This is a genomic window from Fibrobacter sp. UBA3629, assembly GCF_002374005.1.
GTDB lineage: Bacteria > Fibrobacterota > Fibrobacteria > Fibrobacterales > Fibrobacteraceae > Fibrobacter.
On sequence record NZ_DFLC01000007.1, the window covers coordinates 171,806 to 188,196 of the forward strand.

At 54.9% G+C, this 16,391-nt stretch carries 11 protein-coding genes and 1 pseudogene; 8 read left to right on the plus strand and 4 right to left on the minus strand.

The window, feature by feature from the left end:
- The first annotated feature begins 35 nt into the window (after positions 1 to 35).
- From B2310_RS02905 to B2310_RS02915, 3 genes are all read left to right on the plus strand, one after another.
- The gene (locus tag B2310_RS02905) at positions 36 to 1,949 is read left to right on the plus strand and encodes a tetratricopeptide repeat protein (protein ID WP_290728523.1); all 1,914 of its coding nucleotides are present in this window, start codon (positions 36 to 38) and stop codon (positions 1,947 to 1,949) included.
- A gap of 9 nt (positions 1,950 to 1,958) precedes the next feature.
- On the plus strand, positions 1,959 to 2,393 hold the full coding sequence (locus tag B2310_RS02910) for a septal ring lytic transglycosylase RlpA family protein (RefSeq protein WP_290728525.1): 435 nt from the start codon (positions 1,959 to 1,961) through the stop codon (positions 2,391 to 2,393).
- A 136-nt stretch (positions 2,394 to 2,529) separates the two neighbouring features.
- On the plus strand, positions 2,530 to 2,715 hold the full coding sequence (locus tag B2310_RS02915) for a hypothetical protein (RefSeq protein WP_173381751.1): 186 nt from the start codon (positions 2,530 to 2,532) through the stop codon (positions 2,713 to 2,715).
- Between the two features lie 4 nt (positions 2,716 to 2,719).
- On the opposite strand, the gene prmC is transcribed toward B2310_RS02915, so the two are convergent.
- Together prmC and prfA are read right to left on the minus strand one after the other, a co-directional pair.
- The gene (gene prmC, locus B2310_RS02920) at positions 2,720 to 3,634 is read right to left on the minus strand and encodes a peptide chain release factor N(5)-glutamine methyltransferase (protein ID WP_290728527.1); all 915 of its coding nucleotides are present in this window, start codon (positions 3,632 to 3,634) and stop codon (positions 2,720 to 2,722) included.
- A gap of 43 nt (positions 3,635 to 3,677) precedes the next feature.
- On the minus strand, positions 3,678 to 4,745 hold the full coding sequence (gene prfA, locus B2310_RS02925; RefSeq protein ID WP_290728529.1) for a peptide chain release factor 1: 1,068 nt from the start codon (positions 4,743 to 4,745) through the stop codon (positions 3,678 to 3,680).
- A gap of 362 nt (positions 4,746 to 5,107) precedes the next feature.
- On the opposite strand from prfA, the gene B2310_RS02930 reads away from it, so the two are divergent.
- A complete protein-coding gene (locus B2310_RS02930; RefSeq protein WP_290728546.1) occupies positions 5,108 to 5,974 on the plus strand; it encodes an FISUMP domain-containing protein in 867 nt (288 codons plus the stop codon).
- 27 nt (positions 5,975 to 6,001) lie between these two features.
- Positions 6,002 to 9,112: an FISUMP domain-containing protein gene (locus B2310_RS02935; protein ID WP_290728531.1), complete on the plus strand. Its 3,111-nt coding sequence runs from the start codon at positions 6,002 to 6,004 to the stop codon at positions 9,110 to 9,112.
- Here the strand turns inward: B2310_RS02935 and polA are convergent.
- Positions 9,109 to 11,880 carry a DNA polymerase I gene (gene polA / locus B2310_RS02940; RefSeq protein WP_290728533.1) on the minus strand — a complete coding sequence of 924 codons (2,772 nt, stop codon included), beginning with the start codon at positions 11,878 to 11,880 and terminating at the stop codon, positions 9,109 to 9,111. The genes B2310_RS02935 and polA overlap by 4 nt on opposite strands.
- A 54-nt stretch (positions 11,881 to 11,934) precedes the next feature.
- Between polA and B2310_RS02945 the strand changes: the two genes are divergently transcribed.
- The 3 genes and pseudogenes from B2310_RS02945 to B2310_RS02955 all read left to right on the plus strand — a co-directional run.
- Positions 11,935 to 13,092: an FprA family A-type flavoprotein gene (locus B2310_RS02945; RefSeq protein ID WP_290728535.1), complete on the plus strand. Its 1,158-nt coding sequence runs from the start codon at positions 11,935 to 11,937 to the stop codon at positions 13,090 to 13,092.
- Between the two features lie 243 nt (positions 13,093 to 13,335).
- Positions 13,336 to 15,132 (plus strand): pectate lyase family protein, encoded by a 1,797-nt coding sequence (locus B2310_RS02950; RefSeq protein WP_290728537.1) that lies wholly within the window; start codon positions 13,336 to 13,338, stop codon positions 15,130 to 15,132.
- Positions 15,133 to 15,470: 338 nt separating this feature from the next.
- Positions 15,471 to 16,103: pseudogene (locus tag B2310_RS02955) on the plus strand (fibrobacter succinogenes major paralogous domain-containing protein); the annotation flags it as partial.
- 7 nt (positions 16,104 to 16,110) lie between these two features.
- Here the strand turns inward: B2310_RS02955 and B2310_RS02960 are convergent.
- Positions 16,111 to 16,391 (minus strand): ADP-dependent NAD(P)H-hydrate dehydratase (locus B2310_RS02960; protein WP_290728542.1); only part of this gene is annotated, 281 nt, incomplete at its 5' end.

A 16,391-nucleotide genomic window follows, 5' to 3' on the forward strand; every position in this document is an offset into this window, starting at 1 on the left:
ATAACGGCGGTGGCTAATTTTGTATTTTTACACATATGTTGCGCATCCGCTATATCGTGCTCGTTTTTGCCGCCTTTCTGTTCGAGGGCTGCACGTGTTGCGCATACCTGAACCACATGTTTAACGCGGAACGCCTGTACGACGAGGCGACCGAGATGCGGACGGCGCGTCTGGATAGCGTGCCCGATGCGGAAGCGTCTTCGCCGTCTAGCGAAGAACGCCAGAAATACGACAAGGTCATCGAGAAGGGCTCCCGCGTCCTCGAACGTTTTCCCAAGAACAAGAAGCGCACTGCCGAAGCCGTGTTCCTTATCGGGGAATCCTTCCGTCACAAGGGCGAATGGGGCAAGGCGATAATCAAGTACGACGAGTTTGAACGCTATTTCGCCGACCACGATTCCATGCGCACGGTGGAATACCAGCGTGCCTACTGCCTTTACAAGAACCAGGAATACAACATCAGCCGGTTTGCCCTGGAACCTGTCATTGCAAGCAAGGACCATCCTTACTATTTCCAGGGGCTGAACCTGCTTTCGCTTCTGGATGAGAAATCGGAACATCCGGACCAGGCCATTGCCGCCTTGGAAGCGGTGCTGGCCGATACGGCGGGGACGCCCTTCATGCGGGCGAAGGCGCATTTCCGACTGGCGGGGCTCTACTACAACAAGGAAAACTGGGACAAGGCGCGGGAACATTACAAGGCTCCCGAAATCGAACAGCTGACCGTGCGCGAAAGGCAGACGGCGGGCGAACAGGCTGCGGAATGCCTCATCAATAAGAAGGAATATCTGAAGGGCGCCGACGAATACAAGGAACTCTACAAGAATCCGGAATACGAGGCGAAGAAGGGCGATTACCTGGTGCGCATCGGTGAGGCTACCTTGCTCGGCGACCGCTATCCCGACGCTTTTGTCATCTTCCAGAAGGTGAACACGGAATACCCGAAGTCGACGAATGCGGCCCGCAGCTACTTTAACCTCGGCGACTACGAGCAGACCAAGAAGCTCAATTACGAACAGGCGATGGTCTACTACGATAGCAGCTTTATCTCGAGGACGATTTCGGAATGGGGCAAGATGAGCCGCGAACGCCGCGATGCCCTGCGCAAGCTTGTCACGCTCAGGAACCAGAGCGATGACATGAAGCAGAAGGATTCGATTCCCAACATGGATCATTTCTTCGGCGTGGAGTTCGCGATTGCGGAACTGTTCCTGTTCAAGCTTTCCGAAGTGGACAGCGCGATTGCTAGGCTTACGGAAATTATCGAGACAACGGATGACTCGGTGAAGGTGTTGCGGGCGACTTACGCGCGGGCCTTTATCTACGACGAGTTCAAGGGTGACGAGGACAAGGCGGAAGAACTCTACAAGGAAGTCATCGAGAAGTTCCCGGGTACCGAGTACGCAAAGCAGGCGCAGGCGAACCTGGGCATGAAGGTGACCATCAAGACCCGCGACGACGAGGCCCGCGAAATCTACATGCGCGCGGAGAGCCTCTGGACGGTGGCGACGGAAATTCCTCTCGACCAGATGGAACTCGTGGATACGGCGTATGCGAACGCCTTTGCCGTATTCGACAGCCTCTACAACGAATATCCGGACACGGAATCGGGAATCCAGGCCCTTTACATGAAGGCCATCTACTATCGCATGAATCCGGAGCGCCTGGACAGCGCGGTGGCAATCTACAAGACACTCCGCGACAAGCATGGCCGCACTCCGTGGGGCCAGGAAGCGGCGAAGGTCCTGAATACGAGACTCAAGACGTCGGATTCCGACCTCGAACGCTTGCGCAAGCGTGTGAAGGAAAGTGTCGAGCACATAGAGCAGCTTTCGGCGCAGTATTACCAGAACCTTAGCAAGAAGCCCGAAGAAAAGCAGGCCGAGGTCAAGACCAAGGAAGACGAGGTGCTCGAGAATACGTACAACAGCATGTACGATTTCGAGTAGGGGAGGCCTGTGCGCGCGTTCCTGGCTTCGTTGGCGTGTGTCGCGGTCCTTCTTTCGGGATGTGCGGCGGGCAATGCGAAAATCGCATCGCGCAAGGGCTACGTGCGGTTCCCCGAAAAGCATTACGCGTCTGGCGAAAAAGCCGAAATCGGCCTGAAAATTCGGGGGGAGGCGAGCTATTACGGCCCCGGATTCCATGGCAAGCAGACGGCGAGCGGAGAAATCTTTGACCAGGAAGACTACACCTGTGCGCACAAGAGCCTGCCCTTCGGTACAAAGCTGAAGGTGGTGCGCGTCGACAACGGCAGCAACGTCGTGGTGCGCGTGAACGACCGGGGCCCATACGTCGACGGCCGCATCCTCGACTTGAGTGTTGCCGCCGGGAAAAAGATAGGCCTTGACAAGGTCGGCCACGCCGAGGTGGTTGCGACCGTCGTGGAGTGACATTCCCGCCTCCGAAAACAAAAATCAGAAAATAATGACGAATGTCATTATTTGACATTGCGGGATTCTATATTTTACTGCACAGAGAAGCACTTATGCGTTTGTGTGCTCCTCTTCGAAAAAAAAGAGGTAAAATATGGTTAAAAGAGTCAGTCCCTGGGATTCCGGTTTCTCGATGTTCAAGCGCCGCATTGGCGAACAGCTGCAACTGAACGGTTTTTCGGACGGCCTTGTCGATGATTCCGAACTGCTTTCGTTCTACCGCATGGGCGAAAGCGAAACCTACGTGCTTTCTGCACTCGGTTGCGCGGTTGGAATGTAGGGCCTTATTTAGCCTTGTAGCTGACGAAACGGATGTTCCCGCAGAAGTCCTTGTGGCTTCCGGTAAATTCGAGCCAGGGGTAGTTGTCGGCTTCCGCCTCGAGCATGGGGGCCTGTTCCGAACCGATTTCGAGGAAAATCGGGGCGCCCGCATTCAGCTTGCCTTCGGTCTGCTGGAGCATCTTGCGCACGAGCGTGAGGCCGTCGGGTCCGCCGTAGAGGGCGAGTTCCGGGTCGAACTTGTCTACTTCGGGCTGGAGTTTCCCCTTCTCGCTGTCGGGAATGTAGGGGAGGTTCGCGATGAGGCAGCTGATTTTAGGCAAGGTCGCTGAGCTTGCCGAAGCGCCGACAATCTTCGCCACGATGTCGCCCGTTACGGCGTCAAGCAGGTCGCCCTGCGCGAAGGTGAGGCTTGCGCCTTCGGTGCTTTCTCCGAGCCCGTTCGCTTCTGCATTTTCGCGGGCAAGTGCGAGCGCGTCTTCGGAAATGTCCGTTGCGAGTACTTTTGCACCTTCGATTTCTTTTGCGCAGGCAATCGCGATGGCGCCCGTTCCCGTGCCTACTTCGACGACGAAGGGGGCGGCAACACCCTCGAGCGATTTTTTCGCCATGTCGACGAGTTCCTCGGTTTCCGGGCGCGGGACCAGTGCACGCGTGTCGCACTTGATGATGTGCCCGCGGAAACTCGTATCGCCAATGATGTGCTGCAGCGGTTCTCGATTTGCACGGCGTGCCACTAGCGGGCGTAGTGTGTCGAGTTCGGCTGCGGTCAGGGGCTTCTCGAAGTTCAGGTACAGGTCCATGCGGTTTTTCATGCCGAGACCATGGCTGATGATATATTCCGCATCCAGCCGCGCATCGGGCACGCCCTTCTTTTCGAAGAAGACCTTCGTGCGATTGAGGATTTCAAGTACGGTCATTTGCGGCATTTTCTTGTTATGCCCGCGAAGGCGGACATCTCCTTTAAGCGGTGAACTTCCCGAGTTTCTCCTGCGCGTTCGCCATCTGGAGCCCGTTGATGATTTCATCCAGGTCGCCGGTGATGACCTTGTCCAGGTTGTACAGGGTAAGGCCGATGCGGTGGTCGGTCACGCGGTTCTGCGGGAAGTTGTAGGTGCGGATTTTCGCGCTGCGGTCGCCGGTGCCCACGAGGGCCTTGCGGCTGGCGGCTTCTTCCTGTTCCTTCTTTGCAATCACGGCGTCCAAAATTTTGGAACGCAGCATTTCCATGGCATGCAGGCGGTTCTGCAACTGGCTACGTTCGGTCTGGCAGCTCACCACCACGCCTGTCGGAATGTGGGTGAGTCGCACGGCGGAGTCCGTCTTGTTGATGTACTGGCCGCCTGCGCCCGAAGAACGGTAGGTGTCCATGTGGATGTCCGCTTCTCGGATTTCCACGTCCACTTCTTCGGCTTCGGGGAGGATGGCGACGGTTGCCGCAGACGTATGCACGCGGCCCTGGGCTTCGGTTTCGGGCACGCGCTGCACGCGGTGCACGCCGCTTTCGAACTTGAGCGTGCCGTAGACGCTGTCGCCTTCAATGAACACGCGGATTTCCTTGTAGCCGCCCACGGTGCCTTCGCTCGCATCCTGGATGGTCATCTTCCAGCCCATGCGGCTGCAGTAGCCCTGGTACATGCGGAAAAGGTCGCCCGCGAAGAGCGCCGATTCGTCGCCGCCGGTACCGCCGCGGATTTCGAGCGTGGCGTTGCGGTAGTCCCACGGGTCCTTCGGCACCATCAGTATCTGCAACTCGTCGGTCACGCCCGGCAGCTTCTTCTCGATGTCCGAAATCTCGGCCTTGGCCATCGCGACCATCTCGGGATCCGGGTCTCCGAGTGCCGCCTTGTATTCGGCGAGGTCGTTTACCATCTGCAGGTATTCCTTCGCCTTTGCGACCGCCTTCTCGATACCCTTGTACTGCTTGTGAATCTTGTTGTAGCGGGCCTGGTCGGCGAGAACGTCCGGGTTCCCGAGTTCCGATTCCAGTTCCTCGTACTTTTCGATCAGTTTTTGAGCCTTGTCTTTCATCGTGCCCAAATCTAAAAAAATTTATATACTTTAGTATAGGCCTATCTTGAAATGGTCGCTCGGAATCCTGCTATGCTTTTATAGACAACATCCCGACTATGAATTTGTAGAGGGTCGTTTCCGGTTCGATGAGCGGCATGGAAATCCTGAAAGGAGAAATAGTGTCGAACCCTTAATCCGGACGTCCAATGCCATTTTGGATAAAATAGATAATCTGGGACTTTCGAAAGAATTTGGCGCAACTCAGGGCCTCTTGCAGAATCAGGTGTCGAAAATGCTGGGCAGCTATGGAATGTACAATGGCGAGGATGCGTTTCGGACGTGCAATTACCGTGTGAATTGGCCTTGTCAAGACCGTAAGGATAGGACGTCAGGAGTGGATGGACCATAACGTGCTCTTCGGGGAAGGACTTACGGGAAAATATGGCGTAGCACTTGTAGGGAACGAGGATTTGTCCAATATCACCAGTGTGGCCATGGATCGGCTTTCGTACGCAGTCCCTAGCGGCGAAGCGAATTCCTGGTTCGTAATGATGGACCTGAATTTGCGGGCGCTGATCTATCAGGATTTTATCGAAAAACCTGACATCAAGGAAAATCATCGCGGGGTTTGCCCTGTAGGTTTTCATGTCCCGACCCGTGCGAAATGGGAGGAACTGATTTCTTATGTTGCCATGGATATGGTGAAATTCCGCAGCTATAGCCTGTTCCGCGATTATGCAAAAGCCTACGAAGCGGATGACACGAAAGCGAAGTCTCGGATCAATGACGAACTGGATGCGTCTTTCAGCAGGTGGCGAAAGGGCCGGAAGGACGTCTTTGACTGTAGGGATGGAGAAAGGTGCCGCTTCAATGTATGGGATATGCAGTGTGTCATCGAGGAGGAAATCGTGAAACACCTCTGCAAGAAGGGCGCATGGCCGCTTGATGAAAACGGAAATGACCAGTGCCTGGATTCGTATGGATTCTCCATGCTCCCCAATAGCTTGACAGGAGGGGACATGTCTTATTGGACGGCGGACGCCAATATTTCGAAATGCAGGGATATCTTTGAAAAAGGCCGCCACCAGTGCGTGTACGATATCGAGGGCTTGGGCTTTACAGTAAAATACGGTGCCTCTGTAAAGAAAACCTGGCAGGGCTTTGAATTCTCGCGTATTGAACCGAGACTCGAATTTGCAAATCTCCGTTGCCTAAAAAACAGGGAAAATACCTATATTTCCAGGTAGGCGCTTTTGCGTTGAAGGTGGGTTAGAATGTTTTTTGGGAGCAAGAGGCTCGTTCCCTTATTCCTGTTATTGTGGCTTGTCGCATGTGGCGATGACGAGAGTTCCGGTGGAAACACAGGAACTCCGGTAGCTGACGAGAAGACGATTTCGGGCGTGGTACAGAAGGGCCCCTATGCGAAGGGCGCGTCCGTCTCCGTGCATGAACTTGATGCTGGCATGCTGTTGCTTACGGGGAACCATTACGAAGGAAAGGTGCAAAACGATTCGGGAGCCTATTCGGTCGCCTTCGACGAGTTTGAATCTCCGTATGCCATACTTGAGGCCAGTGGCCTTTTCAGGAATGAACTGACGGGCGCAAAGACCAAATCGTCTGTGACGTTGTATGCGGTGACGGATTTGTCCGAGCGTGATTCGGTGAATGTGAACTTGCTGACCCATCTGGAATACGCACGCGTGCTTTACCTTGTCACCGTGAAACACATGTCGTTCTCCGATGCGAAAGCGCAGGCCGAACGCGAGGTGATGGCCGCATTTGGTATCAAGGGAGACTTTGGACTGGCGGAGGATCTGAATGCCTTTGGGAACGGGGATGGGAGCGCGGCCCTGCTTGCCATGAGTGTGCTTGTGCTTGGATGCTTGAATACGGAATCCGGCCCCTTCAGCTTGGGGAATCCCAAAGGGGACGCTCGTGAGGAATCGAAACTTTCGGAACGCCTTTCGGATATGGTTTTTGATATCGAGAAAGATGGCGAATGGAACGACAAGTCGACCATCGTGAAAATAGCCGACTGGGCGGCAAACCAGAGCATGGAAGGCGGTCTCGACTCAATCCGTGAAACGGTCGCTTCGTGGAAGATGTCCAAGAAGGTCCCGGCATTTGAAAAGTATGTGGACAATTTTTGGCGGATGGCTTATGGGTTCGATGTGTGCGATGGAAAACGCGAGAACGAGGCGCGACGCAATATGAACCCGAAAAGCGTAATGGAAGGTGTTTATTTTGTATGCCAAAACGGGAAGTGGGTGTCGGAAGAATACTTGGAGGATGATTCTGACACGACGGATGTCCAGGACACGGCGCAGGTCGCAGATACCTCGGTTGTAGATACTGCTGGCGTTTCGGACACGTCGACCGTGGATACCGCGGGTGTCACGGACACTACGGCTGTCGATACCCTGAGCGATTTCGAAAAGGATATAGGAGGTCAGAGGTGCACTTACTTTGGACGGATTGTACATGGCGTTGTCGATACGAACAATGTGTACTTCTGCGATGGTGTCAAATGGAAACTTTTCGATGGTGATGAAAGTGCACGGTACTATAAGCTGATGGATAACCGTGATGGACGAATCTACCGGTATGTGAGGATTGATATCCAGAACTGGATGGCGGAAAACCTGAATTATGGCGATACTGCATATAGTTGGAACGAGGCGAAGACCGCGTGTCCGGCCGGATGGCACCTTCCGAGCAAGGAAGAGTGGGATTACTTGTTCAGGAGTGTAGGTAGCACGTCACAATCTGAACTGGATAAACGCGGTTTTGCGGCAAGGCCTGCCGGACTGCTGGGCGTGAGTTATTGGACGAGTTCGTATGACAAGGATTCCCAGGGCAGATACCCGTATGACATCTTTTTTTCAAGTACGGGAACAGGAATGTCGAAGTTGCATGATTCGACTTCACGATTCCCGGTCCGTTGCGTGCAGGATTACGAAACGCTTTCTGCGTGCGATGAGGAAAATTTGCACAGGGTCGCGAGATATAACAACATGGTCTACTATGTCTGCGAAGAAGACGGCTGGCATATGATGAACTATGACGAATATAACGAGTTCAAGTGGACGGGTGCGGTGGAAGGCAAAACGCTGTGGGATGGCTCTGATCCGCGTATGTGCTATGTTTACGATAATGGTGCTTGGTATGAACGCGATAGTTCCAACTGCAAGTTAGGACTTGGTGGCTGTACTGCGGCGCGACAGGGGGGATTGTCGAGGTCGTCTAAATCCGTATGGTACACTTGCGATAATGGCACTTGGGTGGGGACAATGGATTCCACTGTGGACCAGATAATGTTGGGCACCGATTACGACGAGGGCACTGTCGTGAAATGCCCATCAAATGGCCGCTACTGTGTGTTCCAGGATGGCCATTGGCGCGAGGGAACCAAGATGGATAGCGTCCTCTATGCTTTGGGAGGCACCCCGTGCATGGTAGAGGGGGATACGTCCAAGGTGAAGTATGAAGGTGAATACTATGTGTGCCGCTACGTGTCGTGGCGTGCGGTTCACATGCAATGGGAGACGGCTCCGCTGATATACAACGATACCTACGAAGACCGGGATGAGTGTAGCGCGACAGGGCTGTATGGCGACGGATCTTTCCATAACAAGCATGATAATGCGGCTGGACGGGTCTACGTATGCGAAAATGGTGGATTCCGGTTACCTACCGAAATAGAAATGTCCATGAATATGGGTTGTACAAGTTATATCTATGGCAAAAAAATCACGGTGAACAATACGCATTTCGTGTGCAGCGAAGAGGGCTGGAAAATAGATTCGACCGCGTGGGAATATGGCTCGTTCACGGATGCGCGCGACGGCAGGGTGTACAAGACAATTGACATCTGGGGCCAGACATGGATGGCCGAAAACCTGGACTACAGGGATTCTGTCGCAAATCCCGAACTGGAAGGAAACCGCTGGTGTTACGACAATGAGGCTGATCAGTGCGACACCTACGGCTCGTTCTATTCCTGCGAATTGTCCAGCCAGGTATGCCCTGCGGGTTGGCGTTTACCGTCGATATCGGATTGGATGAACCTGTACAATTTTATAGTGCTTATGGGTGGTGACCCGCAGAATGGTTTGCGGGCGAAGGAAGGCTGGTCCGATAATACGGGACATAGCAGGAACGGAACTGATGTGCTTGGTTTTACGGCACTCCCTGGCGGAATCATGTATGAAGTGGGTTCGTATGGAGATGCTACGCGACAAGCGTGGTTCTGGTATGCACAGGACTGCTCGCTGAACGAGTATGAAGCGTTCTATTTGTCCAGCGAGGAAGTAAACTTTGTTACGAGCTCCGTTTCGGGAGGCGTGGTATCGGATGCGTATAGCATCCGCTGCATAAAGGATTAATGCGCTTCTAGCCAGTTTTCGCCGAAGCCGACGCTTGCGACGAGCGGGACCTTCAGCTGCATGGCGCCTTCCATCTCGGATTTCACCATCTGGGCCATCGTTTCCACCTGGTCGCGGGGGCATTCGAACACGAGTTCGTCGTGCACCTGCAGCATCATGCGGAGCGGGAGGTTCTCGGCGTTGATTCGCTTCTGGATGCGGATCATCGCAATCTTGATGAGATCGGCGGCGGAGCCTTGGACGGGAGTATTCACGGCCATGCGCTCGGCCATCTGCGATTCCATGCGGTCGCTAGAGTCGATGCCTGCGATGTAACGGCGGCGGCCCGAGAGCGTTTCTACGTAGCCGTCGCGGTGGGCGGCCGCCTTGGTATCTTCGATAAACTGCTGTACACCCTGGTACATCCCGAAGTAACCGTCGATGAAATCCCTTGCCTGCGACATCGGGATTTTTAGGTCACGGGCGAGGCGGAAGGCCGTCATCCCGTAGAGCACGCCGAAATTCACGACTTTTGCATCGCGCCTCATGTTACTCGTGACGGCGTCTAGGTCAACTCCGTAAATCGCGGCGGCGGTGCGGGCGTGAATGTCGATGCCTTCCTTGTAACTTTCGATGAGCGCGGCATCGCCACTCAGGTGCGCAAGCATTCTGAGTTCAATCTGCGAGTAGTCTACCGCAAGGATTACGTTGTCCTTACTCTGCGGGATAAATGCTGCGCGAATCTTCTTACCCAAGTCGCTACGCACGGGAATATTCTGCAGGTTCGGATCGCGGCTCGAAAGGCGACCCGTCGCGGTACCCCACTGGATAAAGCTCGTGTGAATGCGCTTGGTTTCCGGATTCACCAGCGTGGGGAGCACCGAGATGTAGGTGCTCTGCATCTTCTTGAGTTCGCGGTACTCGATGACGGCAAAAACAATCGGGTGCGGCGCCTTGAAACTCAGTTCTTCGAGAACGACGGCATCGGTACTGCGCTTCTTGATTTCGGGAAGCCCGAGTGTATCGAAAAGCACGTCGCCCAGCTGCTTTGGCGAGCCGATGTTGAACTCGACTCCCGCCATGTCGCATATTTCCCTTTCGAGTTTTTCTATGCGCTGCTGCAGTTCCTGCTCCAGCGTTTTGAGGGCCGGAACGTCAATCGCGACGCCGACCGTTTCCATCTGGTAGAGCACCTTCAGGAGCGGCATTTCCTGCGCGAAGAAGTACTTCACGTAGTCGAGTTTCTCGAGTTCCTTCTTGAGTGGTTCCCACAGGCGCAGCGTATAGACTGCATCTTCGGCGCCATATTCCGTCGCATCCTTGATGGGCGCGCGGTTGAACGTAATCTGGTTCTTGCCGCGCCCGATGAGGTTCTCTATCGGAATCATCTCGTGCTGCAGGCGTTGCATCACCTGGTTGTCGAGCCCGAGGCCCGATTGTCCCGGAGAAAGCATCCAGGCGGCTATCAGCGTGTCGACGATGTTTGCGTTGTCGATGTCTGCCTGCGGAATCTTGAACGCGCGTGCGAGAACGTGCAAATCGAATTTCGCGTTGTGGAACACGAGCTCGCGCGGCGACTGAATCAATTCCTTGAACCAGGTCGCGACCTTGTTAAAGTCGAAGTTGCCGCCCTTGCTTGCAGGGAGCGGGAACCCGATTTCATCGGTGTGCGCGAGCGGGACATAGTAACCCTTCGCCGGGTCTGCCGAAAGGCAGAGGCCCACGATGTTGCATTGCATCGGATCGAGCCCGTCCGTTTCGGTATCGATGCCCACGGTACTTGCAGCCGCAAATTCAGCCTTCATCTGCTCAAAAACTTCATCGGTATCGACGCAGATGTATGTGGGCAAGTCTTCTACGGGGAAACTTGCGGCAACGGGTTCGCCGTCGCTTACAAAACCCGCCTTGCTCGGGACCTTCTCGAGCAGGCGCAACAAACTATTGATTTCGTGGTCCTTGAACATCTGCGCGAGCGTATCCACGTGCAGGCCGTTGTATTCGAGTGCGTCCAGGTTTCCACTGAATGCACGCTTGGTCTGGAGCGTCACGAGTTCGCGGCTCAGGAATGCCTTCTCGCGGTTGTTCGCGAGGTTGTCGTGCAATCCCTTCTTGGTAATCTTGTCGAGGTTCGCGTACAGGTTGTCCATGTCGCCGTAATCGTTCAGCAACTGGATGGCCGTCTTCGGGCCCACCTTCGGTACGCCGGGGACGTTGTCGCTCGCATCTCCCATGAGCGCGAGGTAGTCGCGTATCTTTTCCGGCGGGAGCCCGTACTTTTCCATCACCTGCTCGGGGCCAAAATCTATTCCATCGGCGCCCTTCGTCAGGTGGAAAAGGTGAATCTTGTCTGTCACGATCTGCGACATGTCTTTGTCTTTACTGAGAATCACGACACTGTCGAATCCCGCCTCGACCGCAGCCACCGCGGTACTTGCCATCACGTCGTCCGCCTCGTAGCCCGGTTCCGAAAGCAGCGGAATTCCGCTAGCCTCGAGACTTTCGCCCAGCAGCGGCATCTGCGCCGCCATCTCTTCGGGCATGGGCCCGCGATTCGCCTTGTAGTCGGGGTAAAGTTCGTGCCTGAAGGTTTTCGTATGTGCCACGTCGCGAGCGATCGCAAAGTGCGTGGGCTTGTGCTTTGCCAAAATGCGGAGCACCGCACCCCAGTAACCGTGCATCATGGAAACGTCTTCGCCTTGGCTGTTCTTGAGCGGGTTTTGCGAGTAGGCGTAAAACATGCGGAACGCAAGCGCGTAGGAGTCGAGCAATAGTAAAGTCTTTTCAGGCATGCTTTGAATGTAGAAATTTGTTATATTCGTGTTTGTAAAACAAGAGGATAAATCATGAAGAACTTTAGCGAAAATATCAAGTACATCGGTGTCGATGACCGCGATTTGGATTTGTTCGAAGGTCAGTATGTGGTGCCCGAGGGCATGGCGTACAATTCCTATGTGATTGTAGACGAAAAGATTGCCGTGACCGATACGGTCGATGCGCACAAGGTGGGCGAGTGGCTTGCCAATTTGGAAGCTGCTCTCGCTGGCCGCAAGCCGGACTACCTGGTGATTCACCACTTGGAACCGGACCATGCCGGTGGCATTGCTGATTTTGTGGCGAAGTACCCGGAGGCGACGCTCGTGGCGTCTGCGAAAGCTTTTTCGCTATTGCCGCAGTTTATGACGCTCCCTGAATCTGTCAAGAAGCAGACCGTGAAGGAAGGCGATACGCTTTCGCTCGGGGCGCACACCTTGCAGTTTATTGGTGCTCCGATGGTGCACTGGCCCGAAGTGCTGTTCAGCTACGAGCAGAGCGAAAAGGTCTTGTTTGCTGCTGATGCGTTCGGCAAGTTCGGCGTGTATGATGCTGACCCAGATGACTGGGCATGCGAAGCCCGCCGCTACTACTTCAACATCGTGGGCAAGTACGGCAACCAGGTGCAGGCGGTGCTCAAGAAGGCGGCGGCACTCGACATCAAGACGATTTGCCCGCTGCACGGCCCGGTGCTCACCGAAAATCTGGGCTACTACATCAACAAGTACAACACCTGGAGCAGCTACGCTCCCGAAGACAAGGGCGTGCTCGTGGCATTCGCCTCTATTTACGGCGGAACCAAGAAGGCTGCCGAAAAACTTGCTGAAAAGTTGACCGCCGCCGGTGTCGAGAAAGTCGTGGTCTCTGACCTTGCCCGTAGCGACATGGCCGAGGTCATTGAAGACGCCTTCCGCTACGATCGCATGGTGGTGGCAGCTCCTACTTATGACGCGGGACTTTTCCCGGTGATGGAAGATTTCCTCAATCACCTGAAGGCGAAGAATTACAGCAACCGCAAGGTTGGCGTTGTCGAAAATGGCACCTGGGCTCCGATGGCCGCCAAGAAGATGACCGAAATCCTCGCCACGCTCAAGAACGTGACACTTGCCGAAACCGTTGTTACGGTGAAGTCCACGCTCAACGCCGAATCCGAAGCGGCGATGGACAAACTCGTTCAAGAACTTGTGTAGGCGCATGTTTTCTCGGGTGCCCGACCTGTTGTAATTGTAAAATAAATTTTTGAGAACATTTTTAGAATGGCGAATTTCTTTGAATTTCGCCATTTTTGTTTGTTTTGCGTTGAAATTCTAGCATTGTACGGCGCGAAAGGCTAGATTTCCTATTGACTTTTTCCTTTTTTGAATATAAATTTTGAGAAAAATTTTGAGAACAATACGGGCGGGTTGCCCGCGGCTCAAAAAAGGATGGATGTTATGGGATGTAATTCGTTAAGGATGTCGCTCTCGGCACTGCTTGTGTGCGGGGCGACGGTTGTCGGTACGGCGACTTCCGCGTTCGCGGTCACCTCGCCGGATTTCCCGATGGCGGGATTTGCCACGCAGAATGGCGGCACCACGGGTGGCAAGGGCTATTCCGAGGTCACGGTGGACAACGTGAGTGACCTTAAGAGCTACGCCAAGGCGGGCAACAAGATTATTTATGTGAAGCCGGGGACGTACATGGGCCCCGTCGAGGTCGGCAGCAACGTGACGATTTACGGTTACCAGGGCGCCATCATCGCGCAGCCCACTTCGGGCAGCGCCATGAAACTGAGCGGCTCGAAGAACGTCATCATCCGCAACCTGAAATTCAAGGGCGTCGGCGCGCACGACGACGATGACGAGGATTGCCTCCAGGTGAATCACGAATCCAAGAATGTGTGGATTGACCACGTGGATGTCTACGACGGTCACGACGGCAACCTGGACATTACCAACGCCTCGGACTACGTGACGATTTCGTGGACCAAGTTCAGCTACACCTCGGCATCGACCGGACACCAGTTCAGCAACTTGATTGGCAACAGCAAGACAAAGACGAGCGACCGCGGACACCTGAACGTGACGATTCACCATACGTGGTGGGCGGACGGCGTGGTGGAACGCATGCCGCGCGTGCGTTTTGGCAAGGTGCATGTGGCGAACAACCTCTTCGACAGCAAGGACGCGAGCTACTGCGTGCGTGCTGCCATCGAGGCGGATATCCGCATCGAAAGGAATGTGTTCATCGGCGTGCAGAAGGCACTTGACCTCTACACGAGCGACGGTGCCATCACTGCGGCGCAGATGATCGAAAATTACGAGGAAAACGTGAAGAAGCCGCAGGCTGGTACGGGCACGGCGTTCAAGCCGAGCTATTCCATGAGCCTTACCGACGTGAACACGCAGGCGAAGGCGTATGCCCTGCGCGATTCAATTAAGTTGTATGCAGGTGCTACTCTCCCGGATCCGGGCCGCAGTCCTGTGGTGACTCCGGCAAGTTCGAGCAGCGCAAAGTCGAGCTCCAGCGTGGCATCGAGTTCTTCCGTGAAGTCGAGCAGCAGTGTCGCAAAGTCCAGTTCGTCGCAGGGTACTGTCGCGGGCGAGGCGAGCCTCACCAAGCATGGCTCGGGCAGCACCACGCAGACTGTTGCTGCGGGCGAATCGATTATGGAATTCTACTACACGATTGCGGGCGCGACGGGTGCCACGGTGACGGGGCTTCCGGATGGCGTGTCGGGTACGCTCAAGGGTTCTGACTTCTACATTTCGGGAACGGTCTCTGCGACGGCTGCGCCGGGTGCATACAAGTTTACCGTAACGACAACGGGTGCTACGACGAATGCCTCGAAGAGCGGGACCATTACCGTGACGGGGAACGGCACGGCGCCTGCATCGAGTTCCTCTGCAAAGTCCAGCAGTAGCGTCACACCGCAGTCGAGCGATAGCGAGACAAGTGTGTCCAGCAGTAGCAACAAGGTCACTGAACCTGCCGAAGTGACGTCCAGCAGCAGCGAGGCTTCCGATGCAATTCGCGGAACGGGTTTTGCCCCGCAGTTCACGGTCTCTACCGCAGGTCGCGTGTTGCAAGTCCAGAATGCAGCGGGCAATACGATGGCGATTTTCGACATGCAGGGCCGCCTGCTCTTGACCAAACGCATAGCGACTTCCGTCGAGTCGGCGCTACTCCCGCATACGGGGACGTTTATACTGAAAATCGGCCCGCGCACCATGCGCGTGAATGCCCGCTAAACGAAAAATTTCTCCTCCAAAATACCGGCGTCCGCGTAACAGCGGGCGCTTTTTATTACATTGTGTAAAAAAGGAGGACTGCTATGAGATGGAGAATTTTTGCCCTGGCTGCATTATTGTGTCTGGCCGCTTGCGGCGATGACGACAGCGATTTTGCGACACGTCCGGACGGGAAAGAATCTTCGTCGAGCGTCGTCTCTTCTTCGAGCGTCACGCCGAAGTCGAGCGATGGCGAGACAAGTGTGTCCAGCAGCAGTTCTGCGAAATCGTCATCGTCGAGTGTTGCTTCAAGTAGCTGTTCTAGCGGTGGCTACGTAAAGCCTTCCACTGTGGTTGTGGGATCTATGACCGACGAACGCGATGGCCAAACCTATAAGACTGTGACCATTGGTACGCAGACGTGGATGGCGGAGAATTTGAACTACGCATACACTGACGTTCCTTATGAATATGAGAAAGTCAAAGAGGTGTCCCCCTCCGATTCTACTAGCTGGTGCTATAATGATTCTGCAGAATATTGTGCTAAGTACGGTCGCCTTTATACGTGGGCAGCCGCGATGGACAGCGTGGGCGAGTGGTCTGCAAACGGCAAGGATTGTGGCTATGGCAAGAGCTGTTCTCCGACTTATCCGGTACGTGGAATTTGTCCCAAGGGTTGGCACTTGCCGGATTTGACGGAATGGAGAACGCTGGCTACCGCAGTTGGACGAGCTGAGAGACTCAGATCTACTAGCGGCTGGGATGGTAGCGGCAACGGCACGGACTCCTATTCCTTCTCGGCGTTGCCTGCCGGCGACAGGGAGTACAATGGGAATTATGTCGGCGAGGGCGGTCGCGTAGACTTTTGGAGTTCTACTGAGAATAGCACGTACAGCACGTACCAGATAAACGTGAGCTACATCGGTACCTCCATGGGCATGGTCACCTACCGCAAGTGCAGCGGATTCTCCGTCCGTTGCGTCAAGGACTAGTTATTGATTAGTTAAACGCCTGCGGCAACGCGTCGATGACATCGCTCGGGAGCATGCTGAATGCTCCCATTTTTGTGCGGGCTATGCGGCCCGCTTTTTGATGCAGTAACGCACCGAGTACGGCGGCTTCTGCAGTTGATAAACCTTGCGCGAGCAGGGCCGCGATGATTCCCGTGAGGACGTCGCCGGAGCCGCCCTTGGCGAGCCCCGAGTTATGTGCTGGAATCACGAATACGCGACCGTCGGGAACGGCGACGAAGGTCGGCGCGCCCTTCAGGAGGATGACCT

Coding starts and splice junctions, on each gene's coding strand:
- B2310_RS02950 (WP_290728537.1), top strand. CDS start 13,336: ATGGGATGTAATTCGTTAAGGATGTCGCTCTCGGCACTGCTTGTGTGC.
- B2310_RS02935 (WP_290728531.1), top strand. CDS start 6,002: ATGTTTTTTGGGAGCAAGAGGCTCGTTCCCTTATTCCTGTTATTGTGG.
- prfA (WP_290728529.1), bottom strand. CDS start 4,745: ATGAAAGACAAGGCTCAAAAACTGATCGAAAAGTACGAGGAACTGGAA.
- polA (WP_290728533.1), bottom strand. CDS start 11,880: ATGCCTGAAAAGACTTTACTATTGCTCGACTCCTACGCGCTTGCGTTC.
- prmC (WP_290728527.1), bottom strand. CDS start 3,634: ATGACCGTACTTGAAATCCTCAATCGCACGAAGGTCTTCTTCGAAAAG.
- B2310_RS02945 (WP_290728535.1), top strand. CDS start 11,935: ATGAAGAACTTTAGCGAAAATATCAAGTACATCGGTGTCGATGACCGC.
- B2310_RS02915 (WP_173381751.1), top strand. CDS start 2,530: ATGGTTAAAAGAGTCAGTCCCTGGGATTCCGGTTTCTCGATGTTCAAG.
- B2310_RS02905 (WP_290728523.1), top strand. CDS start 36: ATGTTGCGCATCCGCTATATCGTGCTCGTTTTTGCCGCCTTTCTGTTC.